The 24978-nt window shown below is 63.8% G+C and carries 18 protein-coding genes, 1 tRNA gene and 1 pseudogene; 14 read left to right on the top strand and 6 right to left on the bottom strand.

The annotated features are described in order from the left end of the window. On the bottom strand, positions 1 to 708 hold a 708-nt coding region (locus VFG49_RS07770), incomplete at its 3' end, for a hypothetical protein (RefSeq protein ID WP_324859123.1). Positions 709 to 1020: 312 nt separating this feature from the next. On the opposite strand from VFG49_RS07770, the gene VFG49_RS07765 reads away from it, so the two are divergent. Together VFG49_RS07765 and VFG49_RS07760 are read left to right on the top strand one after the other, a co-directional pair. Next, entirely contained in the window at positions 1021 to 1728 is a 708-nt protein-coding gene (locus tag VFG49_RS07765) for a recombinase family protein (RefSeq protein WP_324859121.1), read from the top strand. A gap of 34 nt (positions 1729 to 1762) precedes the next feature. Then, positions 1763 to 2121: pseudogene (locus VFG49_RS07760) on the top strand (transposase); the annotation flags it as partial. 550 nt (positions 2122 to 2671) lie between these two features. Here VFG49_RS07760 and VFG49_RS07755 read toward each other — a convergent pair. Continuing rightward, a complete protein-coding gene (locus tag VFG49_RS07755) occupies positions 2672 to 6997 on the bottom strand; it encodes an ATP-binding protein (RefSeq protein ID WP_324859118.1) in 4326 nt (1441 codons plus the stop codon). Between the two features lie 261 nt (positions 6998 to 7258). On the opposite strand from VFG49_RS07755, the gene VFG49_RS07750 reads away from it, so the two are divergent. Further along, positions 7259 to 7900, top strand: a complete 642-nt coding sequence (locus VFG49_RS07750) for a response regulator (protein WP_324859116.1) — start codon at positions 7259 to 7261, stop codon at positions 7898 to 7900. Positions 7901 to 7962: 62 nt separating this feature from the next. Here VFG49_RS07750 and VFG49_RS07745 read toward each other — a convergent pair. Continuing rightward, positions 7963 to 8039 (bottom strand) — tRNA-Arg (locus tag VFG49_RS07745). 111 nt (positions 8040 to 8150) lie between these two features. On the opposite strand from VFG49_RS07745, the gene VFG49_RS07740 reads away from it, so the two are divergent. The 6 genes from VFG49_RS07740 to murB are packed head-to-tail and all read left to right on the top strand — an operon-like array spanning position 8151 to position 13688. After that, entirely contained in the window at positions 8151 to 9686 is a 1536-nt protein-coding gene (locus VFG49_RS07740; protein ID WP_324859114.1) for an aldehyde dehydrogenase family protein, read from the top strand. 60 nt (positions 9687 to 9746) lie between these two features. Next, a complete protein-coding gene (locus VFG49_RS07735) occupies positions 9747 to 10049 on the top strand; it encodes a DUF4190 domain-containing protein (protein ID WP_324859112.1) in 303 nt (100 codons plus the stop codon). A gap of 4 nt (positions 10050 to 10053) precedes the next feature. Then, positions 10054 to 10842 (top strand): SDR family oxidoreductase, encoded by a 789-nt coding sequence (locus VFG49_RS07730; protein ID WP_324859110.1) that lies wholly within the window; start codon positions 10054 to 10056, stop codon positions 10840 to 10842. Positions 10843 to 10847: 5 nt separating this feature from the next. Continuing rightward, a complete protein-coding gene (locus VFG49_RS07725; RefSeq protein WP_324859108.1) occupies positions 10848 to 11618 on the top strand; it encodes a class I SAM-dependent methyltransferase in 771 nt (256 codons plus the stop codon). Positions 11619 to 11620: 2 nt separating this feature from the next. Beyond that, the gene (locus tag VFG49_RS07720; RefSeq protein ID WP_324859135.1) at positions 11621 to 12658 is read left to right on the top strand and encodes a quinone-dependent dihydroorotate dehydrogenase; all 1038 of its coding nucleotides are present in this window, start codon (positions 11621 to 11623) and stop codon (positions 12656 to 12658) included. 10 nt (positions 12659 to 12668) lie between these two features. Then, the gene (gene murB, locus VFG49_RS07715) at positions 12669 to 13688 is read left to right on the top strand and encodes a UDP-N-acetylmuramate dehydrogenase (RefSeq protein WP_324859133.1); all 1020 of its coding nucleotides are present in this window, start codon (positions 12669 to 12671) and stop codon (positions 13686 to 13688) included. Between the two features lie 137 nt (positions 13689 to 13825). Here murB and VFG49_RS07710 read toward each other — a convergent pair whose 3' ends face one another. After that, on the bottom strand, positions 13826 to 15031 hold the full coding sequence (locus VFG49_RS07710; RefSeq protein ID WP_324859131.1) for an MFS transporter: 1206 nt from the start codon (positions 15029 to 15031) through the stop codon (positions 13826 to 13828). A 148-nt stretch (positions 15032 to 15179) separates the two neighbouring features. On the opposite strand from VFG49_RS07710, the gene VFG49_RS07705 reads away from it, so the two are divergent. Both VFG49_RS07705 and ppk1 read left to right on the top strand, forming a co-directional pair. Then, on the top strand, positions 15180 to 15956 hold the full coding sequence (locus tag VFG49_RS07705; RefSeq protein WP_324859105.1) for a helix-turn-helix transcriptional regulator: 777 nt from the start codon (positions 15180 to 15182) through the stop codon (positions 15954 to 15956). Between the two features lie 322 nt (positions 15957 to 16278). Further along, the gene (gene ppk1, locus VFG49_RS07700) at positions 16279 to 18462 is read left to right on the top strand and encodes a polyphosphate kinase 1 (RefSeq protein ID WP_324859103.1); all 2184 of its coding nucleotides are present in this window, start codon (positions 16279 to 16281) and stop codon (positions 18460 to 18462) included. 231 nt (positions 18463 to 18693) lie between these two features. On the opposite strand, the gene VFG49_RS07695 is transcribed toward ppk1, so the two are convergent. Beyond that, on the bottom strand, positions 18694 to 19248 hold the full coding sequence (locus tag VFG49_RS07695; RefSeq protein ID WP_324859101.1) for an NAD(P)H-dependent oxidoreductase: 555 nt from the start codon (positions 19246 to 19248) through the stop codon (positions 18694 to 18696). Between the two features lie 321 nt (positions 19249 to 19569). On the opposite strand from VFG49_RS07695, the gene VFG49_RS07690 reads away from it, so the two are divergent. Next, positions 19570 to 21258: a GGDEF domain-containing protein gene (locus VFG49_RS07690; RefSeq protein ID WP_324859098.1), complete on the top strand. Its 1689-nt coding sequence runs from the start codon at positions 19570 to 19572 to the stop codon at positions 21256 to 21258. A gap of 91 nt (positions 21259 to 21349) precedes the next feature. Beyond that, positions 21350 to 21781: a VOC family protein gene (locus VFG49_RS07685; protein ID WP_324859096.1), complete on the top strand. Its 432-nt coding sequence runs from the start codon at positions 21350 to 21352 to the stop codon at positions 21779 to 21781. Positions 21782 to 21785: 4 nt separating this feature from the next. Here the strand turns inward: VFG49_RS07685 and VFG49_RS07680 are convergent, their stop codons facing one another. Continuing rightward, positions 21786 to 22673 (bottom strand): AraC family transcriptional regulator, encoded by an 888-nt coding sequence (locus tag VFG49_RS07680; protein WP_324859094.1) that lies wholly within the window; start codon positions 22671 to 22673, stop codon positions 21786 to 21788. 196 nt (positions 22674 to 22869) lie between these two features. Between VFG49_RS07680 and VFG49_RS07675 the strand changes: the two genes are divergently transcribed. Next, the gene (locus VFG49_RS07675) at positions 22870 to 24795 is read left to right on the top strand and encodes a CocE/NonD family hydrolase (RefSeq protein ID WP_324859092.1); all 1926 of its coding nucleotides are present in this window, start codon (positions 22870 to 22872) and stop codon (positions 24793 to 24795) included. Positions 24796 to 24978: the final 183 nt, after the last annotated feature.

Below are 24978 nucleotides of genomic sequence, written 5' to 3'. Positions count from 1 at the left end.
GCACCCATACAGCGCGGTCTTGATCTTCACGGCCCCGTGCCCGGGCTTTGGAACAACCGCAGGCACCCTGATGAATGCAGAGAACTCTGGTGAGTCGACTGGGTGCCGGAAGACTTGGTCGTAGTAGTTCGACGCGGTATTGGAGTCGGCAAAGGTCTTCGTGCGCGAGGTCAACTTTCTCAGGTAGGTGTCGCACTCCCGACACGATGGCCTACCTCGAAGGATCGCCCACAAGATCAATCCGCCAAGCAGAAAACCGACGAACTGAATAACCGCTAGCCAATAGCCGAAGCTGCCAACTTCACCAGTGTCGACCATTGCTCGACCCACGCGCAGGTGTTCTGTCGTAAGAGTTAGATCAAGGTATCGCTGAAAGCTCACGACATCGGGAGCATGTTGCCCGTTGCCAAGATCGAGCGTGACATAGCCAAGGTAGTAGATCAGCAGCTGAGTAAACCCCGCGACGACGACCATCTGAAGCAAAAGCAGCCACGTCGGACGCTGGTGTAACCAGAGGCTCGCAAAGTAATAGCCCGATGCTGCTGCGAACCCGATGCCGATTGCACCCACCGGTATTACGACCCAGATGCTCCAGCTGAATAGATCGGTGCCCAAGGCTCGCGACAGATACGCCGTCGCTACCGCAGTTACTACAGACGTAAACACGCCACAAAGCGTTACCACCAGCGACCGCAAAGTCGTATGCACGGCATTCCCCTGTTTTCCCCTTAGGACTTCAGGGTAACCCAACTATGAAACGCAACGGGGCCGGCCTGCGAGGTCGTGCTCCGCCGTTTTACCTCAAGAATTCGAAGCGGCATCGATTGATCAAGGACCACGAATCCCCCCTCAGGGGTGTCCCGTTGTAGCGCTGACCAACGCGCAGGGCCTTTTTCCGGGAGAAGCCCCCCCTGGCCATCCACACCAGCGATCAACACCAATTCTATATATTTGGTGCTTGCATTCGCCGTGTAGGCCTTGGCATGCTTGGCCTCAGGTCACCCAATATGCACGGACGCCATGACTTCCAAGCCCGCAGCTGCAGTCGCATACCTCCGCACCTTTTCGGCCACGAACACTGGGCAAGACAAGGACAGCCACAAGAGGCAGCAGGCTGCCATCAGCGCCTACGCCAAGCGCCACGGGCTGACCATCCACGAGTCGCCCTTCTACGACGCTGCAGTGTCTGGCTCAGACCTGATCCAAGATCGCCCGGGCTTCGCTGCGATGCTGAGCTACTTGGCGGAACATCCAGAGATCCGCACGATCCTTGTCGAGACCGCTTCGCGCTTTTCGCGTGACCTGATCGTGCAAGAGACCGGCTATCGGCTGCTGCAGGCACGCGGCATTGAACTGATCGCGGTCGACTCCCCCAACAACTTCCTCGACGACACACCCACTGCCGTCATGGTGCGGCAGATCCTCGGCGCGTTTGCGCAGTTCGACAAGGCAATGACCGTTGCCAAGCTGCGCGGTGCGCGTGACCGCAAGCGGTCCACACACGGCAAGTGTGAGGGGCGCAAGAGCATCGCCGAGACACAGCCTGAGGTCGCTGCACTGGCCCGTAAGCTGTACCGGCGGAACCCAGCGACAGGGCAACGACGATCCATGCGAGAGATCGCCGAGGAACTCACCAAGGCAGGCCACAGGAACAGCAAAGGGAACGCGTACCAGATCACCGCAGTTCGCCGCATGGTAGGCGCTGAGGCTCCCCGCAGGATGGCCTGAGGGTTCCGCTGCAACTGATTGGTGGACACACTCGGCTCTGGACGCCGAGATGACCGAGCACCTCGGTCACGAGAAGCACGAGCCGGTCGCCAACGCGGCCGGCAACACGCGCAACGGTCGCAGCCGCAAGACGCTCAAGGGCGAGTTCGGCGAGCTGCCGAGATTCCATGCGACCGCGACGGCACATTTGAGCCCAAGCTGGTGCCCAAGCACCAGACCCGCTGGAACGGCTTCGACGGCAAGATCCTGTCGCTGTACGCCCGCGGCATGACGGTGCGTGAGATCCAGGCGCACCTGGAAGAGATGTATGGCACCGAGGTGTCGTCCAGCCTGCTCTCCTCGGTCACCGATGCCGTGATGAAGGCGTGGCAGGGCCGCCCCTTGGATGCGATCTAAGGCGAGAAAAGCGCCCGCACAACAGGTACCAGCCCGGATCGATCGGCAACCGTTGAGTTCGACCGGCTTACATAAGTCAGATCAATAAGCCGCCCAGGAGGTTCACATGAAATTTGGTGTCCGTAAGCCCTCGTGGAAAAAGTCGTTGGCTGCAAAGACCTCCGTCAAACGCAAGGTCAAGAATGCCCTAGGCCTTCGCACCCCAAGAGGCTACGGCTGGCTAACCAACCCCCAAAAGGCTGCCTACAACCGCGTGTACAACCGAACGACGACGAGCCTGTCATCACTGTTGCGGAGGCTTTTTCGTTAGTGCCCGTTATTGGCAACTTGAACCGTCGCGAGGCGTTGCCTCGCGAGAGACGTACTCCCCTTTAAGAACCCGGTGCATCGAATCAAGGAACGCTTATTTGTTGGTATATTTGTTGGTACCAATACCCTATTGGCACATAACTACTTGATTTTATATCGATGTCGAGTCCTATCACCGTACCACTTTGTTGAGGCCCGATTCGTCGGGCCTCAATTTTTTTGCGCGATCACGACGTGACTATCGATTGCCTTGATCGGGATCGGCGTTCTGGTCGAGTTCGGCGAGCCACGCCTCGAGTTCGGCGAGGTGACGCATCAGGTTCTCGCGTTGGGCAAGAAGGGAGTTGCCGGCATGGTCCGCGATGCCGTTGTCGAACAGGCGCAGTGCTCCGCGGATGCGATGCAGGATCTCGTGCTGTCGGCGGTCATCATTGTCAACGCGGGCCACGTCGAAATCGGCAAAATCGCTATGCGCGGCGTCCGCCAGGCTGTGCAGTACCGTGCGCACCTGGTCGACCGAGCCGAAGGCTTCCAACAGCACGTGGAGACGATCGTCTGCCTCGATGGCGGCATGGCTTCGCGAAGGCGTGCCGTTCTCCCTGCCGGCAAGGCAATGCGAAAGCATCGCGTCGAGCGTGGCAAGTTGCACCGGCTTGGCGAGGAATTCGTCCATGCCCGCGTCCTTGCAGCGCTGTACTTCTTCGGGAAGGACACTGGCCGACAAGGCAATGACCGGTAGATGGCGGGCGCTTCCCTCTTCGTTGTCGCGAATCCGCCGCACGAGCGCGTAACCATCGAGCACCGGCATGTGGCAGTCCGTGAGCAGCAGGTCGTAACGGGCGCTCTGCATGGCACGCAAGGCCTCCTGGCCGTTCTCGACGATGGTGTGCGCATAGCCGAGTCGTTCCAGCTGTCGACCAATGACCGCGCGGTTGATGGGATGATCTTCGGCAACGAGGATGCGCGCATCATGGCGCCCGGGCAGGTTGCCCGAGGCGCGTTCACGCTGTGGCGGCAGCAGCCCCAGCGCTACATGGCACGCGTCCATGGCCGGGCGCCACAATAGCGGCAATCCGCCGAGCATCACCTTGCCATTGTCGAGATGAAAGCCACGCGGATCGGAAACATCCTGCAGGCGGATGACGCGGACGCCCGCCGGCAGCGCACTGCGGTCGACGAGCTCGAGATCAATGGCGTACAGGTCGATGTCGTGCATATCGTATTCGCCGATGTCCTTCACGCCCGCCCCGATGGTGGACATGCCGAGCGCGGAAAGCGTGTTGAAGAGCCCGCGCTCCAGCAGGGGATCTTTCGTGCACACCAGCACGGTTTTTCCCGCCAGCGCAGTTTGGGGGCGAAGTGGCTCCGCCACGGGGAACTGCACTTCGAAAGAGGCCTGCGTGCCGAAGCCTGGCGTGCTCGATAGCCTGATCTGCCCGCCCATCATGTGGGCCAGGCGTTGGCAGATGGTCAGCCCCAGGCCGGTACCACCGTAACGCCGTGAGGTGGATGTCTCGGCCTGGACGAACGGCTGGAACAGGCGATCGAGCTGTTCCTGCGAAATGCCGATGCCCGTATCCGATACCGTGATGGCCACGCGATGCGCGCCGGCTGTCTCGCCCAGCAATTCCATGTGCAGCTCGACGCGTCCCCTGGCGGTGAACTTCAGCGCATTGCTCAACAGGTTGGTGATGATCTGGCGCACGCGCGTCATGTCGCCCTGATACTGCCCTGCAAGCCGCCAGTCGATGCTCGCATAGAGCCTGACCCCATGCTCCCGGGCGAGCGAAGCAAACAATCCAAGCACTCCGTCGGCCAGCATCCGAAGGTCGAAGCGATGTTCATTGAGCTGCAGCCGTCCGGCTTCGATGCGCGAAAAATCGAGGATGTCATCCAGTATCTGCAGCAGCGCGCCTGCCGAGTCGTGAACCATGTCCAGCATGTGCGACTGCTCGCGATCAAGCGAGGTTTTTCCCAACAGCTCCAGCAGGCTCAGCACGCCGGCCATGGGCGTACGGATTTCGTGGCTCATCATGGCCAGGAACGCGCCCTTGGCTGCCACGGCGGCCTCTGCCGCCGCCTTTGCCTCGACCAGTGCATGCGCTTGCGCTTTTTCAGCCGTCACGTCATAGCAATAGACGCTGCAGCTCGAACTTCCATCGGAGCCCCGGCGTACGTCACCGAACTGGGAGCGCACCCAACGCACGCCTGATGCAAGCCGCACGCGAAACTCCACTGTGTGCGGAGCGGGCATGCCACCAATGATGTCGCCGATTGCCTGCCGCACTGCCGGCTTGTCCTCTTCCATCATCACGTCGAAGGGACGACGGCGTCCCTGCAGCAGGTCCTCGCGGGATAGACCGAACAGGGCCTCGGTCTCTCCGCTTACGTACTCGAAGCTGCCGTGCTCATTCGATGCGTAGCGCATGCGCATGACGACGCCGGGCAGGCTCTCGTTGGTGTCATGGAGCATTTGTTCGGATGCGAGCGCACGCGCCTCTGCCCTGCGCAGGTCGCTCACGTCGACCAAGGTGCCGAGCAGCCCCAGGCCCCGCTCTGCCCCCCGCTGGAAGGTATACAGCCACAGCAGCACGTCACGGGGCACGCCATCGGCACCCGGCAGGCCGATATACAGCCGCCGATGAGTTTCCTTGTTGAGCGCGATCACCTGCAGGTCCGCGTCATGCAGCTGGGCGGCGTCCGTGCCGGGCGCATGGCGCGTCTGCAGGATGGTTCGTCCCAGCAGATCCTCGCGCGAACACTGGAACAGCTCCTCATACGCACGATTCACCGCGAGGTAGCGGCCCTGGGCGTCCTTCACGAAAACCGGATAGGGAATGGCTTCGAGGAGTGCCTGCTGGAACTTCAGCTGGGATGCCAGGCTCGCTTCCGCGCGGCGCTGCTCTCGCATCGCCCTGCGTTGGCGCAGGTAGGAATAGCCCACGACGCCAACACTGAGGAGCGCCAGACACGATCCCAGCAAGACCCACCGCCACGGCACACCGTAGTGGTATTGGGACGTCAGCCAACGGCCGCGAATGGCCTGCCGCTCGCTGTCCCTCACGTTGGCCAGCGCGCGATTCAGCAGGGGCGTGAGCCGCTCCAGGCGGTTGACGATGCCTACCGAGAAATCCTGGTCGACCCCGGCCGGACCCACCACGCGCAGGGTCGCCGCGTAGCGATCGCGTATCAGGGCGTCCAGCGCGGGCAACGTGCCTACATAGGCATCGGCCTGCCGCGACGCGACGATTGCCATGCCCTCTTCGTTGCTGCCCACCGACATCCAGCGGCTGGCAGGCGACAGTGCCCTGAGGCGGGAAAGCAACCCTGCCTCGTCGCGAACGGCCACCACACGGCCCGCGAGATCCTCCGGCCCGAACAGGGCCGGCCCTTGGGTCCGCGCGACGATCACGGTCGGAAAGTGCTCGTAGGTGCGACTGAAGACCATGTCGTGGGCTTCGAAGTCTTCGGGCATGGTCGCCGCGACCAGATCGACCTCACCCGCACGAACCATGCGCTTCAACTCATTCCAGTCGTGCGCGGGAACCGTCCTGATCTTCAATCCGAGCTGCTTTCTCAGGATCTCGATGTAGTTCGCCGCCAATCCGTCGAACTGCCCCTGGCTGTTGACGAAGCTGTATGGGTAGCGGTCGACCTCGAACCCGAGCCGCAACTCGGGCAGTGAACGAAGCCAGTCGAGCTCCGACAGCGTGGGCGCCCTCGCGGGCGGCGTCTGCGTATCGCCAAGCAGGCCCCAGCGTGTACGCAGTCGTGCCACCTCATCTTCGGAGAGCGCCGCTTCGGCTTTCCGCAGGATCTGAAGCAGCATGCCGCGATTGCCTGGAACGGCCACGCCGACGGCCACCCTCGGCAAATCGAGCGGGCCCAGGGCAACCAGGTCATCCTCGCTGCGTTCAAGCAGCAGCATCTGTGTCCGCGTCACGGATGCGCCGACATAGGCGTCGGCCTGCCCGGTGGCCACCAAGTCCAAGGCCTGTCGACCGTTGTCCGCATGCACCAGCTGTGCGTCGGGAAAGCGGCGGGAGAGTGTTTCGGCGAATCGCCGGAAATCGCGCTCGACGGCGATGCGCGCGTGCGCCAGGTCGTCGCCAGAACGGATTTGCACGTCCCCCTTGCGCGCGACCAGGGTAGGTCGGCCTAGGCCATAGGGCTTGAGCATTTCCAGCCCCACCTTTTGCGCTTGCAACGAAGACACGGCCGACAGCAGGTCATAGGGACCGCTGGAAGGATCAGCCAAGGCTGCCTCGGGATCGCTGTAGGGATGGAACGCAAGCCGGAGACCGGCCTTACCGGCCAGCAGGCGGACATAGTCCACCCCGAAACCTTCCGGACGGCCGGCTACCCATGTCTCCGCCGGCATGCGGTCCCCCGAGTAAACCCCTACATCGAGTACCGGATGTCTTTCCCGCCAGGCCTCCTCCTCGCGGGTGAGCGTGATGGTTGCGTTAAAACCTGCCGTGACGGCGGAGGTCGAGGCACTGTGCGCGGGGGCGCCCTGCATGGCAGCGGAGGCGCCTGACAGCACCAGCAGCACAACAGCCACCAGGCACGCCCATCGATACGGCAACGCTCTCGGATTATTCCGCCCGGAGGGTGTGGTTGCTTCTCTGAGAAAACCGGGGAATGGCTTCATGGATAATCCGTTCCGGCGTGCCCTGGAAGGGTTCAGCCTAGTCAGGCGACTACATCATGCGCCATGAGAATCGTCTGAAGACGCCCTGTCGGCGAGTAGGATTTTGGTATCTCGGCTCGCACGGCGCGATCGGCTAACCTACACTTTCCGCTGACACAAAGGCCGGATGCCATGAGGTTGCAGATCATCCTCGCCGATGACCATCCCATCGTCCGCAGTGGCGTGCGCGTGCTGCTGGAAGCGAACGCCAATGCCACGGTCATTGCCGATGTCGGCACGCCTGCCGAATTGATCGATGCCATTCATGCCCATCCGGAAAGCCTGGTCGTCACGGATTTCAGCATGCCGGGCGGGCAGATGGCCGACGGGCTGCAAATGCTGGGCGTGATACGCCGCCGCTGGCCCGCCCTGCCCATCATCGTGCTCACCATGGTGAACAATGCCGGCGTGCTCAACTCGATTCTGGCCGCCGGTGTGCGCGCCCTGCTGAGCAAGTCGGACGCCTTGACCGAGCTGACGCTGGCAGTCCAGGCGGTATCGCATGGCCGCGACTATCAGAGCACAGGGGTCAGGAAAACCCTGGAGGGCCTCGGCAACAGCTCGACCGCCGCTGCGCATGCCGGGTTGTCCAAGCGCGAGGCAGAAGTGCTTCGGCTGTTCGCCTCGGGCTTTACCGTGTCGGAGATTGCAGGCCAGCTCAATCGCAGCGTGAAGACCATCAGCCGCCAGAAGATGGACGCCATGGCCAAGCTGGGGCTGAAGAATGATCTGGACGTCTATGCGTACGCCCGCGAGCATGGTTTGCTCGCCTAGCCTGCATAGGTGAAACGGCCGCGCCCGCCGCGGAATTTCCGCAATGCACCACACGCCGGAAATGGCGCCCCCGATACGATTCGAACGTACGACCTTCCCCTTAGGAGGGGGACGCTCTATCCAACTGAGCTACGGGGGCAACGGCGCGGATTTTGGCATGGATCGGAGGCCAAGGCGATCCGGCCGGGGTGGGCTGCTAGAATGGGCGTTTTAATCCGGCGCCTTTCCGCGCCACGGTCCTGGAGCAGGCATGTCCCACGAAATCCTCACCGCACTTGGTCTCGGCGCTACGCAGTCGGGCACGTACCTGGGCAACGGCGAGTGGTCCAAGACCACCGACGCCGGCACGCTGCAGCCGGTCAACCCGGCCACGGGCGAAGTGATCGCTGCCGTACATGCTTCCAGCGCCGCCGACTACGAGACCCTCGTCAAGCGGGCGCAGGAAGCGTTCAAGGTGTGGCGTACCACGCCGGCGCCGCGTCGCGGCGAGGCCATCCGCCTGTGCGGCGAAGCGCTGCGCAAGCACAAGGATGCACTGGGTTCGCTGGTCGCGCTGGAGATGGGCAAGATCAAGCCCGAAGGTGACGGCGAAGTGCAGGAAATGATCGACATCGCCGACTTCGCGGTGGGCCAGAGCCGCATGCTCTATGGCTACACCATGCACTCGGAGCGCCCGGGCCACCGCATGTACGAGCAATACCAGCCGCTGGGCCTGGTCGGCATCATCAGTGCGTTCAACTTCCCGGTGGCCGTGTGGGCGTGGAATGCGTTCCTCGCCGGCATCTGCGGTGACATCTGCATCTGGAAGCCCTCGCCGAAGACGCCGCTGTCGGCCATCGCCACGATGAAGATCGTCAACGAGGCGCTGAAGGACGCCGGCTTCCCGGATATCTTCTTCCTGTTCAACGACGCCGGCGTCGAGCTGTCGCAGTCGTTCGTCGACGACCATCGCATTCCGCTGATCAGCTTCACCGGCTCCACCAAGGTGGGCCGCCACGTGGGCGAACGCGTGGCCAAGCGCATGGGCCGTTCGCTGCTGGAACTGGGCGGCAACAACGCCATCATCCTGGACGAGAGCGCGGACCTGAAGCTGGCGATCCCGGCCATCGTCTTCGGCGCTGTCGGCACCGCCGGCCAGCGCTGCACTACCACGCGGCGCCTGTTCGTGCACGAGTCGATCATCGACGACGTCACCGACAAGCTGATCACCGCCTACAGGCAGGTGGAAGGCAAGATCGGCGATCCGACCCTGGCCACCACGCTGATGGGTCCGCTCAACAGCAAGGAGGCCGTGCAGGCCTACCTGCATGCTGTCGAAAAGGCCAAGGCCGCCGGCGGCACAGTGCGCACCGGTGGTGCCGCGCTCAGCGATCGCCAGGGCAACTTCGTGTTGCCGACCATCGTCACGGGCCTGAAGAACAGCGATGAGGTCGTGCAGACCGAAACCTTCGCGCCAATCCTCTACGTGATGCCGTTCAAGACGCTCGACGAAGCGATCGACCTGCAGAACAGCGTGCCGCAGGGTCTTTCCTCGGCCATCTTCACGCAGAACCTGAAGTCGGCCGAGCAGTATCTGTCGGCAGCGGGTTCGGACTGCGGTATCGCCAACGTCAACATCGGCACCTCGGGCGCGGAAATCGGTGGTGCGTTCGGTGGCGAGAAGGAAACCGGTGGTGGTCGCGAGTCCGGTTCGGATGCGTGGAAGGTCTACATGCGTCGCCAGACCAACACCATCAACTACTCCAACTCGCTGCCGCTGGCACAGGGCATCAAGTTCGATCTGTAAGAGTGAATCGGCGACCGGCAGCCACCGGTCGCCGCCCTCCACCGCCAACCGTGCATCGTCATGAGCTATCAGCCAACCTCTTATCGAAGCACCAGCTCACTGGCGGTGGTCAGCCTGATCTTCGGCATCGTCTGCTGGCTCGTCTTGCCCTTCATCGGCGCGATTGTCGCCATTGTCTGCGGGCACCTGGCGCGCGGGGAAATCCGGCGCGCCGAACCGGGCACCATGGAGGGCGATGGGCTGGCCGTCACCGGGCTGGTGCTCGGCTATGTGCATCTGGCCCTCGCACTGCTCGCCGCCGTGGTGATCATTGCCTTCCTAGTGCTGGGGTTTGGCATCGGCCTTCATTCGCTGCACTGGTAATGGCATGACCGAGCAAGACACCGTGATGCCTGCGACAGTACCTTTCGACTTCCGCGGCTATCGCGCCGTGGTGGCCGGGGGCAGCAAGGGCATCGGCAGGGCCATCGCACTCGCGTTTGCCAGCGCAGGCGCAACCGTATCGGTTTGCGCGCGTGGTGAAGCAGCATTGAACGCCGTGCGTCACGACATCGCTTCGCACGGCGTGACGGCTCACACCAACAGCTGCGACCTGGCTGATGGCGCAGCCATCGAGAACTACATCCGCGAGGCTGCGGAAACACTCGGCGGCATTGATGTACTGGTGAACAACGCCAGTGGCTACGGCTTCGAAGATACCGACGAAGCGTGGCTTGCCGGCTTCAACGTCGACCTCATGGCGGCGGTCCGCACTTCGCGCCACGCGATGCCTCACCTCAAGGCATCGGGCCGAGGCAGCATCCTGCACATGTCCTCCATTGCGGCGTTTCATCCCGGCGTGCGCGGCCCTGCCTATGCCGCGGTGAAGGCTGCACTGAGCCAGTACACGACATCACAGGCGTTGTCGCTTTCGGTCGACCGCATTCGCGTGAATGCAATCGCTCCGGGTTCCATCGAATTTCCTGAGGGACTTTGGGATCGCCGCAAGACGGAGGCGCCCGAGCTTTATCAACGAACGATGGCAAAGATTCCTTTCGGCCGCTTCGGCAAGCCGGAGGAAATCGCCCATGCCGCCTTGTTCCTCGCCTCGCCGTTTGCCGGCTGGATCACCGGCCAGACGCTCTGCGTGGATGGCGGCCAACTGCTGACGGGATGACATCGATGACGGCCGACCTCAAGTCCACCGAACGCTTCAGCGATCGCGTTGCCGACTACGTGCGCTATCGCCCGGATTATCCCGTTGCCATGCTGGAATGGTTGCAGCAAACGCACGGCGTCAATCCGCACTGGCGCGTCGCCGACATCGGCGCCGGCACCGGCATTTCCAGCAAGCTGTTCCTGGACGGCGGCTATCGCGTGACTGCGGTGGAGCCGAACGAGCCGATGCGCAAGGCGGCCGAACAATGGCTGGGCGACAACGAGCGCTTTCAGACGGTCGACGGGCACGCCACTGCCACCGGGCTGGATGATGCGAGCGTGGATCTCGTCATTGCCGCGCAGGCGTTTCACTGGTTCGATCAGGCCGCTGCGCGACGCGAGTTCCAACGCATCCTCAAGCCGTCGGGCCTGGCCGCCATCGCCTGGAATTCTCGGCGACTGGTCGGCACGCCTTTTCTCGAAGGGTACGAAGCGCTGTTGAAGGAATACGGGACCGATTACACCAGCGTCGCCGAGCGCTACGGCGACGAGCCGCAGCTGCGCGCGTGGTTCGGTGGTGGCTATCTCGGCATGGGGCGCTTTGACCACGGACAGCAGCTGGACTTCGACGCGCTGCGCGGCCGCCTCATGTCTTCCTCCTATGCGCCACGCATCGGTGACCCGCGGCACGAACCGATGATGCATGCCCTGCGAGAGCTGTTCGATCGCTGCGCCGCAGACGACCGCATCAGCTTTGACTACGACACTGTCATCTACACGGGCACGCTGCCTTGAACATGTACAACCTGATCCGCCCCCTGCTGTTCGCGCTCGACGCGGAAACAGCGCATGGCCTGACGCTGTATGGCCTGGACGTCGCGCAGCGCAGCCATTTCTCCCATCTCATCGCCAAGCCGCCCGCCGACCTGTCGACCACTGCATTCGGCATCCGCTTCCCCAATCCGGTCGGCCTCGCGGCTGGCCTGGACAAGAACGGCGACCATCTCGATGGACTGGGCGCGCTGGGTTTTGGTTTCGTCGAGGTGGGCACGACTACGCCGCGTCCGCAGCCGGGCAACGACAAGCCACGCATGTTCCGCCTGCCCCAGCACGAAGCGGTGATCAACCGGCTGGGCTTCAACAATGCAGGCGTAGATGCGCTGGTGCGCAACGTGCAGCAGTCCAGCTATCGCGGCGTGCTCGGCATCAACATCGGCAAGAACAAGGACACGCCCAACGAAAAGGCGGTGGACGACTACCTGTTCTGCCTTGAGCGCGTGTATGCGCTCGCCAGCTACATCACGGTCAACATCTCATCGCCCAACACGCAGGGCCTGCGTGATCTCCAGGAGGAAACCACGCTGCGCCGTTTCATCGAAACCCTGCGCGAAGCGCAGGAGCGGCTAGGCTCCCAAAGCGGCGCGCGCAAGCCGATGTTGTTGAAAATAGCGCCCGATCTCAGTGAAACCGAACTGGACGCCATTGCCGAGGTGCTGCTGGCCGCCAAGGTGGACGGGGTGATCTGCACCAACACCACCATCGATCATTCCGCCGTTGCGAACGAACCGCATGGCAACGAAGCGGGCGGTTTGTCCGGCAAGCCGCTGTTCGCGCGCTCCACCGCGGTGCTGCGCGGCATGCGCAGGCGCGTCGGGGACAAGCTCGACATCATCGGCGTGGGCGGCATCGTCGATGGTAGCGATGCCGCGGAAAAGATCGACGCTGGCGCCTCGCTCGTACAAATCTATTCCGGCATGGTTTTCCGTGGCCCGGCGTTGATCGCCGAGTGCGTGGACGAAATCCGCCGCCAGCGCGAGGATTCCCATGGCGGTTGAACACATCGATATGGGCGGCTATACGCTGATCGAGAACGCTCCGCTGGGCGCGCGCAACACGCTGCGTGTCGATACGCGCGCCCGGCTGCTGGCGGAGATCCGCGACGCCTCCAAGCTACCTGAGTTGCTGGCCTTCCCCGCGATAAGCCAGGGCAAGCTGCTGGTGCTGGGCGAAGGCAGCAACCTGCTGTTCACCGGCGACTTCGACGGCACCGTGCTGGCCATGGCCACACGCGGCGTGCAGGTGGAACAGGACGGGGACATCGCACGCATTGCCGTGGCCGCGGGCGAGCGCTGGGATGATTTCGTGCGCTGGACGCTGGGACAGGGTTTTGCGGGGCTGGAAAACCTCATCCTGATCCCCGGCACCGTCGGCGCCGCGCCGATCCAGAACATCGGTGCCTATGGCACGGAAGTCGCCGAATTCATCGAAAGCGTGGAAGCGTGGGATACGCAGGAACAACGCGTGACTACGCTGGATCGCGCTGCCTGCGCATTCGCCTATCGTGACTCGGTGTTCAAGCATCAACCCGGCCGCTACATAGTCACTGCCGTGCGCTTCGCCCTGCCCCGTTCGCGCGAGCTGCGGCTGGACTATGCCGGCATCCGCGAGGAGCTGCTGCGCATGGGTGTGGAAAAGCCCGCACCATTCCACGTGGCCGAAGCCGTAGTGCATCTGCGCACCAGGAAACTCCCCGACCCCGCCGTCATCGGCAACGCGGGCAGCTTCTTCAAGAATCCCATCGTGGACGCATCGCTGGGCGAGGCGATCAAGCGTGAGCATCCGGAACTGGTGTCCTGGATCGGCGCCGATGGCCGATGGAAGCTCTCCGCCGCATGGCTCATCGAACAAGGCGGATTCAAGGGTGAACGCGAGGGCGATGCGGGCATTTCCAACCGCCACGCCTTGGTGCTGGTGAACCATGGGCGTGCCACGGGTGCCGAGCTGTGGTCCTTCGCGCAGAAGGTGATCGCCGGTGTCCGCGAGAAATTCGGCGTTGTGCTGGAGCCGGAACCCGTCGTGGTTTGATGCCATGGCGCGGCGAAGGCCGCGCCAGAACATCCGGTTGTTTTGTGCGCGACCGCAAACTGTCGGCATGCCGCTTCGTGTGATCGCGCACTGGGTGCGCTCCTACAGTGCCGCGGTTCGCGCCGTGAAGCGCATGCTCAGGCGTGGCGGCGGTCCAGGTTGGGCAGGAGCGCGGTGATGATGCCGATCAGCGGCAGATAGGCGCATAGGCCGTAGACGTATTCGATGCCGCGTGCGTCCGCGACGTGGCCCAATACGGCGGCCCCGATGCCGCCCATGCCGAAGGCGAAACCAAAGAACAGGCCGGAAATAAGCCCTACGCGCCCGGGAATCAGCTCCTGCGCGTAGACCAGGATGGCCGAGAACGCCGATGACAGGATCAACCCGATGATCACCGTCAGCACGCCGGTCCAGAACAAGTCGGCGTGCGGCAGCAGCAGCGTGAACGGTGCCACGCCGAGGATCGACGCCCAGATCACCCACTTGCGGCCGATACGGTCGCCTACCGGACCGCCGACCAGCGAACCCGCGGCCACTGCGAACAGGAACACGAACAGGTGCGTCTGCGCGTTCTGCACCGACACGCCGAACTTGTGGATCAGGTAGAACGTGTAATAGCTGCTGATGCTGGCCAGGTAGAAATACTTGGAAAAGATCAGCACGCCAAGGATGAACACCGAAGCGCCGACCTGCGCGCGCGTCAGCGACACCGCGGCGGCATGGCGTGCCTTGGGTTTTCCGCGTTCGGCGTAGTGATCGCGATACCAGCGGCTCACCTGCATCAGCACCACCATGGCCAGCAGCGCCGCCAGGGAGAACCATGCGACGCTGCCGCGCCCGTGCGGAACAATGATCCACGCAGCCAGCAGCGGGCCAAGCGACGCACCAGCATTGCCACCCACCTGGAACAGCGACTGCGCGAGGCCGTGTCGCCCACCCGAGGCCATGCGCGCCACGCGCGACGATTCCGGATGGAACACCGACGAGCCCGTTCCCACCAGCGCCGCTGCCACCAGAAGCACGGTGAAGTTGGGCGCCGTGGCGAGCAGCAACAGGCCGCACAGGGAGAAGCCCATGCCCACCGGCAACGAATACGGCATCGGCTTCTTGTCGGTGATCATGCCCACCGCCGGCTGCAGCAGCGAAGCGGTGAGCTGGTAGGTCAGCGTGATCAGGCCGACCTGGGCGAAGCTCAGGTTGAAGCCGCTCTTGAGGATCGGATAGATCGCCAGGATCAACGACTGGATCATGTCGTTGAGCAGGTGCGAAAAGCTGATCGCTCCCAGGATGCGGAATTCGGTGTCGTGTTCGGCGCGTGCGGGGGATGCCACGCCGTGGGTCATTTCTTCGACTCGGGTTTGCATGGGGACTCGGATCGGTGGTCTGCGGCAAGGCGCCGCAGGTTGCGTCGCCGGGGACGTCACCTTAGAGTGACCGTGGTCGGCCCGCATACACCAGTGGGTCAATTTCTGTTGAATTTGGGCCAACCCTGTGCGCAATGCTCGCGCCGATGCCTACGAAAATACCCCGCGCGAGGTGGTGGCGACGGGCAACGAGTACCCGCCCCACTACGTGTTGCCGGCCCACTCGCACCGGCGCGGCCAGCTGCTCTACGCCTCCACCGGCGTACTGACCACGATCACCAGTGAAGGCAGCTGGGTGGTACCCCCGCGGCGGGCGCTGTGGATTCCTCCCGGGGTTTCCCACGAGGTACGCATGGGCGGTCCAGTGTCCACGCGCAGCGTCTATGTCACCCCCGAAGCCGTGCAGGCCGCCGGTCTGCCGGAACGCTGCCAGGTGATCGCCGTATCGCCACTACTGCACGAATTGCTGCTGGAAGCAGTGGACCTGCCGGCCGAATACGCTCTCGACGGCCGCGACGGGCGGGTCATGGCCTTGTTGCTGGATGAGATCCGCCGCATGCCCGCATTGCCGCTCAACACACCGCTGCCGAATAAAAAGCGATTGGCCGCGCTTTGTCGCGAACTGCTGGCTCATCCGTCGCAGGAAATGAAGATCGACGACATGGCACGTCGTGCCGGCATGAGCCGACGCCATTTCACGCGCACGTTCCGCGAAGAAACCGGGATGAGTTTTACCGCATGGCGGCAACAGGCTTGCCTGCTTGCCGCGCTGACACGGCTTGGCAGTGGCGAAGCCATCACGCAGGTGGCGATGGATCTGGGCTATGGCAATCCCAGCGCATTCACGGCTGCATTCCGCCGCGTGCTGGGCGTGGCGCCGAGCCGTTACCTGGGCATGTCCTGAGGCAGGAACCTTCTTCTGCAGGAGCGCACCCAGTGCGCTAGAACTACGCAGCGATATCGACGAAGCCCCGGGGTCGCGCACTGGGTGCGCTCCTGCATATGGGAATACGAAACGCGCAAAACGTGAAGTCCGATATCACGAAGTCATGACGCAGCCATCGGCATTGTCACGAATGTGTCAAATGCGATCCGCAACATGTCGACCTCGTGACAGTGCGTGAGTGCGTGCTGCGCTGCCATGGCCCGGTCTTATTCGGCGCCGTACTATGCCTCTTTGCGGAACTGTGCGCCTGTCGCGCATCCGCCCATCGAACGGTGAGCCGATGAGTACCGATGTTGCCCCTTCCAGCACGGCCCGTGACAGCGCTCCGCCGGCCATCCCGGATACGAGCGAACAAGTCGCGGCTACGCCTGCGGTGGCACCGCCGGACCTCAGCGATCCCAATCTCTACATCCATCGCGAACTTTCGCAATTGCAGTTCAACATCCGCGTGCTCGACCAGGCGCTGGACGAAAGCAAACCGATTCTTGAACGGTTGAAGTTCCTGCTGATCTTCTCCAGCAACCTGGATGAATTCTTCGAGATCCGCGTGGCGGGCCTGAAAAGCCAGATCGCGTTCGACCACGAAATCGTCGGCCCGGATGGCATACCGCCGCGCAAGGTGTTGGCGGAGATCAGCGAGATCACCCACAAGCAGATCGAACGCCAGTACGCGATCCTCAACGACCGCATCCTGCCGGAGCTGGCGCGAAAGGGCATACGCATCGTGCGGCGCAACGAGTGGTCGCATAAACAGAAGCTGTGGGTTCGTCGCTACTTCCGCCATGAGGTGGCGCCTCTGGTGACGCCAATCGGGCTGGACCCGACGCATCCGTTCCCCTTGCTGGTCAACAAGAGCCTCAACTTCATCGTGCAACTGGAAGGCACCGATGCGTTCGGGCGCGACTCGGGCCTGGCCATCGTGCCGGCGCCGCGCGTATTGCCACGACTCATCCGCCTGCCCGATGAGATCAGCGAGGGCGGCGAGAATTTCGTGCTGCTCTCCTCCATCATCCACGCGCATGCCGAGGAATTGTTCCCCGGCATGTCGGTGCGCGGCTGCTATCAGTTCCGTCTGACGCGCAATGCCGATCTGACCATCGACCCTGAAGACGTCGAGGACCTGGCGCGCGCGCTGCGTGGCGAACTGTATTCCCGGCGCTTTGGCGATGCCGTGCGATTGGAAGTGGCGGACAACTGTCCGCCGGAACTCACCGAGTACCTGCTGCGCCAGTTCGGCCTCGCCGCGGCGGAAATGTACGAGGTGAACGGGCCAGTGAATCTGTCGCGCCTGTTCGGCCTCATTACCAAGACGCACCATCCGGACCTGGAATATCCGCCGTTCACGCCATCCATTCCCAAGGCGCTGAAGAAGGCCGAAGACCTCTTCGAAGTCATCAGCCGCCAGGACGTATTGCTGCTGCACCCCTATGAATCGTTCGCACCCGTGGTCGACCTGCTGCATCAGGCGGCGAAAGACCCGAACGTGCTGGCGATCAAGCAGACGCTCTATCGCAGCGGCGCCAACTCCGAAATCGTCGATGCGCTGGTGGATGCCGCGCGCGCCGGCAAGGAAGTCACCGTCGTGGTGGAGCTGCGCGCGCGCTTCGACGAAGAATCGAACCTGTCGCTCGCCTCGCGCCTGCAGCAGGCCGGCGCGATGGTCATCTACGGCGTGGTCGGCGTGAAGACGCACGCCAAGCTCATGCTGATCCAGCGCCGCGAAGGCGACGAGCTGGTGCGCTACGCCCATCTTGGCACCGGCAACTACCACACCGGCAATGCACGCCTGTACACCGACTACAGCCTGCTTACGTCGGACCAGCCCTTGTGCGAGGACGTGCACAAGCTCTTCAGCCAGCTCACCGGCATGGGCAAGTTGCTGCAGATGAAGAAACTGCTGCATGCTCCGTTCACGCTGAAGAAGACGCTGCTGGAAATGATCGCGCGCGAAACGGCGCATGCCGCCTCGGGCAAGCCCGCGCAGATCATCATCAAGGTCAACGCCATTACCGACGCCAAGATGATTCGTGCGCTCTACAAGGCCAGCATGGCGGGCGTGAAGGTCGACCTCATCGTGCGCGGCATGTGCTGCCTGCGTCCGGGCGTACCGGGTGTTTCGCACAACATCCGGGTGCGCTCCATCGTGGGCCGCTTCCTTGAGCACAGCCGCATGTACTGGTTCCTCAACAGCGGCGACGACCTGTTCTATCTAGCCAGCGCCGACCTGATGGAACGCAATCTGGACCGCCGCGTGGAAACCGGCTTTCCGGTGGAGGGCAAGAAGTTGCACGCCCGCCTGAAGAAGGAACTGGAGCTGTACCTCGCCGACAACTCCAGCTCATGGCTGCTGCAGCCCGACGGCCACTACACGCGGGCCAAGCCCGGTACCAGCCAGACCGTGCGCAATGTGCAATCGCAGCTGCTGGAAAAGCTCTGCGGCACTGGTTCCACCGCCGAGGCGTGACCGTACACAGGCCCCTGCCGTCCCTGACAGGACCGGCGGACAAACGCCGCCACGCATTCCTCCTGCCGCCGCAGCCACCGTGGGCGTCGCCGTGGTCGCGGCGGCCCTCAACAACGGCGGTCACGACGGCAACCAGGGTACCGGGGCACCACGGGCACTGCCGCCGCCAACTCGGTCAAAGAAACGCTTCGACCCCTTGTCGCCCCGGTTTATCCGGGGCTTTTTTGGCCTCTATCCAACGAACCGCTTCACCCAGGCCACGTAGCGATCGACGAAACCCTGCAGGAATTTCTGGGTACCTTCGCTACCGATCCTGCCGTCGGCATCGAACAGGCCTTCCTTGTTCTGGATGAAGACTTCCGGCTGGCCTAGCGTCGGCACATCGAGATAGGCAAGCACGTTTCGCAGGTGCTGCTGGGAGAGCGCCGTGCCGGTGGCTCCCACCGAGATGCCGATGACCGCGCCGGGCTTGCCGGCAAACGAATTGGTTCCCCACGGGCGCGAGGCGATGTCGATGGCATTCTTCAGCACGCCGGGAATCGAGCGGTTGTACTCGGGCGTGACGAACAGCAGCGCGTCGGCCTTGGATACCTCGTCCTTGAGCTGTTGGCACCCGGCCGGGTAGGCGCCATCGAAATCCTGGTCATACAGAGGCAGCTTGTCGATCCGCACATGATCGAAACTGAAGTCTGAAGGCGCCAGCCGTTCCACGGCACGGGCCAGGTGACGGTTGTAGGAATCTTTGCGCAGGCTGCCGACGAATACGGCCACTCGGATCGTGCTCATGCCTATGCTCCTCGGGGCGGTGGGGATGCCGAACTCGGAGCATGGCAGCCGCCAGGGTCAACGCCGTGTGAGCGGTCCGCCTCTGGCCAATGATTTGGCCATCTATAACTTTTGGCGTAAGTCCCGATAGCCCAACGCAAGCCTCGCACCGGCTACTCTAGGCGCAGGCCACTCGAATGCCCTAGGCACCCGGGAATCGCTCGCAGGGATGACGCGATGGCCACGGAATATGGCGTGCCCTCTCGGAGAGGGCACGCTTCTTCAGGGGGACAGCGGATGGCTGGACCAGTCGCGTCGATGGCGAAACGCTGGCGATGGCGGATGCTTTGCATCCTCGCCATTCTCGGCTTCGCGTCCGCGACCCACGCCAACACCGGGCTGAGTGCCGCCACGCGTGAAGCCAGGCCGGGTGACACGCCGCAGGCCGTGCTCGACGCGTACAGGCGCGGCGACTTCAACAGCTTCGATCCCAACCTGATGCAGCACTTTTCGACTCAAGGACAAGGCACGTGGGTTGTGCTGCAGCCGCAACCGCCTCTGGTCAACGAGGAACGGGTGCTGACGATCTACCCGCCGCCGCTTACCGCCGTGACTCTGTATGGCCCCAAGGGCGGCGTCACCCAGTCGCTGGATGACTTCACGCTGTCGGCCCACGGCAACGGGCGCCTCGCCTATCGCCTTCCCGCGGACATTCCCTCGTCGGCGCCGCTGCTGCTGCGTTTCGAGCCCTCGTCCGTGCGCTCGATGCCGGTGAGCTTCCAGTTGCAGTCGTGGAACGAGTATCTGCAGGTCGACGCGCACTGGCTGGTGTTCGCAAGCGCATGCTTCGCCGTGATGCTGGCGATGTCGCTGATGGCCTTGTGCCTCGCGCTGATGCTCCGCGATGCCACGTTCGCGTGGTACGCCGGCTACGTGCTCTGCTACGCGCTGATCCAGGGCGTGCAGAGCGGTTACCTGTACCACCCGCTGGAGATGACGTGGCTGGCGGGATCCGCCGCCATGATGAGCTCGGCCGCCATGGCCCTGTCGCTGGCGTTCGCCGCGATGTTCATGGTGCGCTTCTGCGAGCTGCCAGCCTATGCCCCGATGCTCCACACGCCCTGCATCGGGCTTGCCGTGGGCATGCCGCTGGTGGTGCTGCTTCGCAGTTGCCAGATTGCCATCCTGCAACAGACGGCGCAGGTGCTCATTGGCCCCTTGTTGATCATCGGCACGCTGCTATTGCTGCTGGCCGCTGCCGTCGCGGCAGCGCGCGGAGCCCGCACGGCGTGGTTTTTCCTGGTCGGCTGGACACCGTTGCTCGCTCTTACCGCGCTGTCCAGCAGCCAAGCCAACGGCACGCTGGCCGACGTGATCTGGCTGAGCGATGCCTGTCTCGCGGCGGGGGCTTTCGAAGCGATCGTGCTGTCGCTTGGCCTGGCCGATCGCGCGCTCATCATGCGCCACGATCGCGACCTGGTGCAGGAGCTTGCCGACAACGATGCGCTTACCAACGTGCTCAACCGCCGCGCCTGGAGCGAAAGCGTCGCCAAGCTGCTTTCCAGCGGCGCCACGCAGCCGGTGGCCCTGCTCTTCCTGGATCTGGACCACTTCAAGGTGCTCAACGATCGCCAGGGCCATGCGGCCGGCGACCGCGCACTGATCGCGGTCGCCGATGCCTTGCGGCACGAGTTGCGGCCGCACGACCTGCTGGGGCGCTATGGCGGCGAGGAGTTCGTGGCGATGCTCTACGGCGTGGAGCAGGCGCAGGCCATGCAGGTGGCCACGCGTCTTTGCCGCCGCGTGCACCGGCTGGACATTCCCGTCAATGACAGCGGACTCGTGCTCAGCATAAGCATCGGCATTGCCATGCGCGTGCTGGAAGACAACGTCGAGTCGCTGGTGGAACGCGCGGATCACGCCATGTATCGCGCCAAGCTCGCCGGCCGCAACCGAGCTCGCCTCGACGAAAAGCTGGAAACGACGCGACGCAGCTGGCCCCGGGCCGTCGAAGGCGACGGTCAGGCCTGAGCAGGCCGTTCCGGGCGTGCCTTGGAAAATCGACAAGACTAATCCGCCTGACGCGCTAGTCTCGCCACGTCCAGTCCAAGGGAGCGCTGCCATGGCCACTTCGCCCAGCACGGGAAGCACCATCATTCCCTGCCTCCGCTACCGGGATGCCCATGCGGCCATCGAATGGCTGTGCAAGGCGTTCGGCTTTGAAAAGCAGGCGGTTTACGACGACGAAGACGGCGGCGTGGCGCACGCGCAGTTGGTCTACGGCAACGGCATGCTGATGATCGGCTCGGTACGCGACAACGATTTCGGCCGCCGCATGGTGCAGCCGGACCAGATCGGCGGCAGCGAAACCCAATGCCCGTGCGTGATCGTGAAGGACTGCAAGGCGCATTACGAACAGGCCAGGGCGGCCGGTGCCGTCATCATCGACGAGTACGCCGAAAAGGACTATGGCGGCGCCGGCTACAGCTGCCGTGACCCGGAGGGACACCTCTGGTGGTTCGGCAGCTACGATCCCTGGAGCACCCACGGCTGACACGTCAGCCGGGTTCCACCGGCAGATAGATGTCCGCGCGCAGCACCGCCTCGGGGGTTTCTTCCGGATCGTCGTGGAAATGCCGGAACGGCCACGCATCGCGCAGTGTGTAGCCGCTGTCGGACAGCCAGTCCGCGATGAAGTGATCGGTGAAATCATCCAGGTGGTCGTAGGATCCCACGTGCCGCGCCCGCGCCCACAATCCGCCGCCGAGTTGCAACGGATGCACCTCGCCAACGGTTTCCGGGCCCTCGCCCGCCAGCGCGAGTGCGCACTCGAAGGCACAGTGTTCCCGTGGCACATCACGTGGGTCGTCATGCGGCACGCCATAGATGCCTGCCATCTGTTCCAGCGCGCCGCGCTCGGCCATCCACTGGAATAGACGTCCATACGTCTGCCCCAGGCCCACCGGATCGCCGACATGGCGGATCGCCACCAGTCGGAAGGGCTCGACCGATACCACCTCCACCTTCAACGGGGAAAACGCGACGCCCTCGCCCGGCGATGGCTGGCGCAGCCGCTCGATTTCCTGCTGCAGGCGCACGCCCTGCCTGCGCATGTCGCTGGGCGTGGTATCGAAGGCCTGCCGGAACGCACGCGCAAATGCCTGCGGCGTCTCGTATCCAACAGCGAGCGCGGCCTCGGTCACGCGCCCATCGGGCTCAGCCAGCAGTTGCAGTGCTCGCAGCAGGCGCAGGCGTGCCACGGTGTTGCCTACGGTTTCGCCCGCCAGTGCGCGATAGATGCGATGGAAGTGGAACGGCGACAGGTGCGCGGCCGCCGCCAGCGTGGCGAGCTCGGGCAGTTCATTGCCCTGCTCCACGGCGGCTTGCAGCAAGGCGACCACGCGGTCGATGCGCTGCAGGTGCTGGTGACGCGTACGGGTCTTCATGGCTTGGCTTCCTGAAGGAGGGTGGGAGCCAGTATGCGAACGGCCCCCTGCGGGCCACGGCTCCATTCTTGCGCAATCGGCGCGTATAGGCAGGAAGTCATGGTGGGCCTCGGCGGAAGGCTCGCTTAAAGTCCATGGCATCGATTAACGCCCACTCGACCCCGCCGGCCCCGATGGCCGTCCTCATGGAGGTTTCATGCGCTTCCGCTTCACCTTGCTTGCCGCCGCGACTGTCGCCGCGCTCTCCGCTGGCCTCGTCCAGGCCCAGACGGCTCCCCTCACGCCCGACGTACCCTCGGCCAAGTTCGCGGCGCCCACCGCGAACTATGACTACGAAAAGCGCGAGGTGATGATCCCGATGCGCGATGGCGTGAAGCTGCATACGGTGATCGTGATCCCCAAGGGCGCGAAGCATGCGCCGATCCTGTTGACCCGCACGCCGTACAACGCAGACGGCCGAGCCAGCCGCTTCACCTCGCCGCATATGGACGCCACGCTGCCGCAGGGCGACGAAGTGTTCGTCAAGGGCGGCTACATCCGCGTGTTCCAGGACGTGCGCGGCAAGTACGGCTCCGAGGGCGACTACGTGATGACGCGCCCGTTGCGCGGCCCGCTCAATTCCAGCGAAGTGGATCACTCCACCGACGCCTACGACACCATCGACTGGCTGGTGAAGAACCTGTCCGAATCCAACGGCAAGGTCGGCATGCTGGGTTCGTCCTATGAAGGCTTCACCGTGGTGATGGCGCTGATCCATCCGCATCCCGCGCTGAAGGTGGCCGCGCCGGAAAGCCCGATGATCGACGGCTGGATGGGCGACGACTGGTTCCACTACGGCGCCTATCGCCAGACCAACTTCGACTACATCCAGGGCCAGACAGCCCAGAAGGGCAAGGGCGACGCCGTGCCGCGTGCAGGTTACGACGACTACAGCAACTTCCTCGCCGCTGGCTCCGCGGGCGACTATGCGCGCGCCAATGGCTTCGAGCAGCTGCCGTTCTGGCGCAAGCTCGACGAGCATCCGTCCTACGATGCGTTCTGGCAGAACCAGGCGCTCGACAAGACCATGGCCGGGCAACCGCTGACCGTACCCACCATGTGGCTGCAAGGCCTGTGGGACCAGGAGGACATGTGGGGCGCGATCCACACCTACATGGCCACCGAAGGAAAGGACAAGGGCAACGACAAGAACTACCTCGTAATGGGGCCGTGGCGTCATAGCCAGGTGAACTACGACGGCACCTCGCTGGGCCCGCTGCAGTGGGATGGCGACACCTCGCTGCAGTTCCGCCGCGACGTGCTCAAGCCGTTCTTCGACCAGTACCTGGTGGATGGCGCGCCCAAGGCCAGCACGCCGCCGGTGTTCATCTACAACACCGGCGAAAACCGCTGGGATCGCTTCAAGTCGTGGCCGCTCAGCTGCGACAAGGGCTGCGTCAACAAGCCCAAGGCGTTGTATCTCGGCGCCAACGGCGGGCTGTCGTTCACGGCGCCGGCCGGCGATGTCGCCAAGTACGACGAGTACGTATCCGACCCGGCCAAGCCCGTGCCCTACCAGCCGCGGCCGGTGCATTTCGCCGACCACGACGCGTGGACGCGCTGGCTGGTCACCGACCAGCGGTTTGCGGATGGACGTCCGGACGTCCTTACCTACGTGACCGACCCGCTCACCGCGCCGGTGCACATCGGTGGCGCGCCGCAGGTGAACCTGTATGCATCGACCAGCGGCACCGACAGCGACTGGGTAGTGAAGCTGATCGACGTCTATCCGGACACCGTGCCGTCGAACCCGGCCATGGGCGGCTACGAGCTGGCCGTGTCGCTGGACATCTTCCGCGGCCGCTACCGCACCAGCTTCGAGCATCCGCAGGCGCTCACGCCCGACCAGCCGCTGCTCTACAGCTTCGGCCTGCCCACCACCAACCACGTGTTCCAGCCGGGCCACCGCATCATGGTGCAGGTGCAGTCCAGCCTGTTCCCGCTGTACGACCGCAACCCGCAGACCTTCGTGCCGAACATCTTCGACGCCAAGCCCGCGGACTATCGCAAGGCCACGCAGCGCGTATGGCATACGCCGGGCACGGCCAGTTCCATCAGCCTGCCGGTGGTGCCGAACGGCTAAAGCCTCATGGCGCCCGCCTTCCGGGGCGGGCGCCATGGAACTCGCAGGGGGCAATCGCCCGCAAATGGGCGCATCACGCACTCGTCCGTGCCACACAAGACAAATAAGAGGGTATGGAAGCCATCGAACGTCCCGCCTCGGCAATACCGGCCAAGGGCAGCATGCCGGGCTGACCGGGATTCC

It is taken from the genome of Dyella sp. (assembly GCF_035685885.1).
Taxonomy (GTDB): Bacteria; Pseudomonadota; Gammaproteobacteria; order Xanthomonadales; family Rhodanobacteraceae; genus Dyella.
This window is presented reverse-complemented; position numbering and strand designations above follow the sequence as displayed.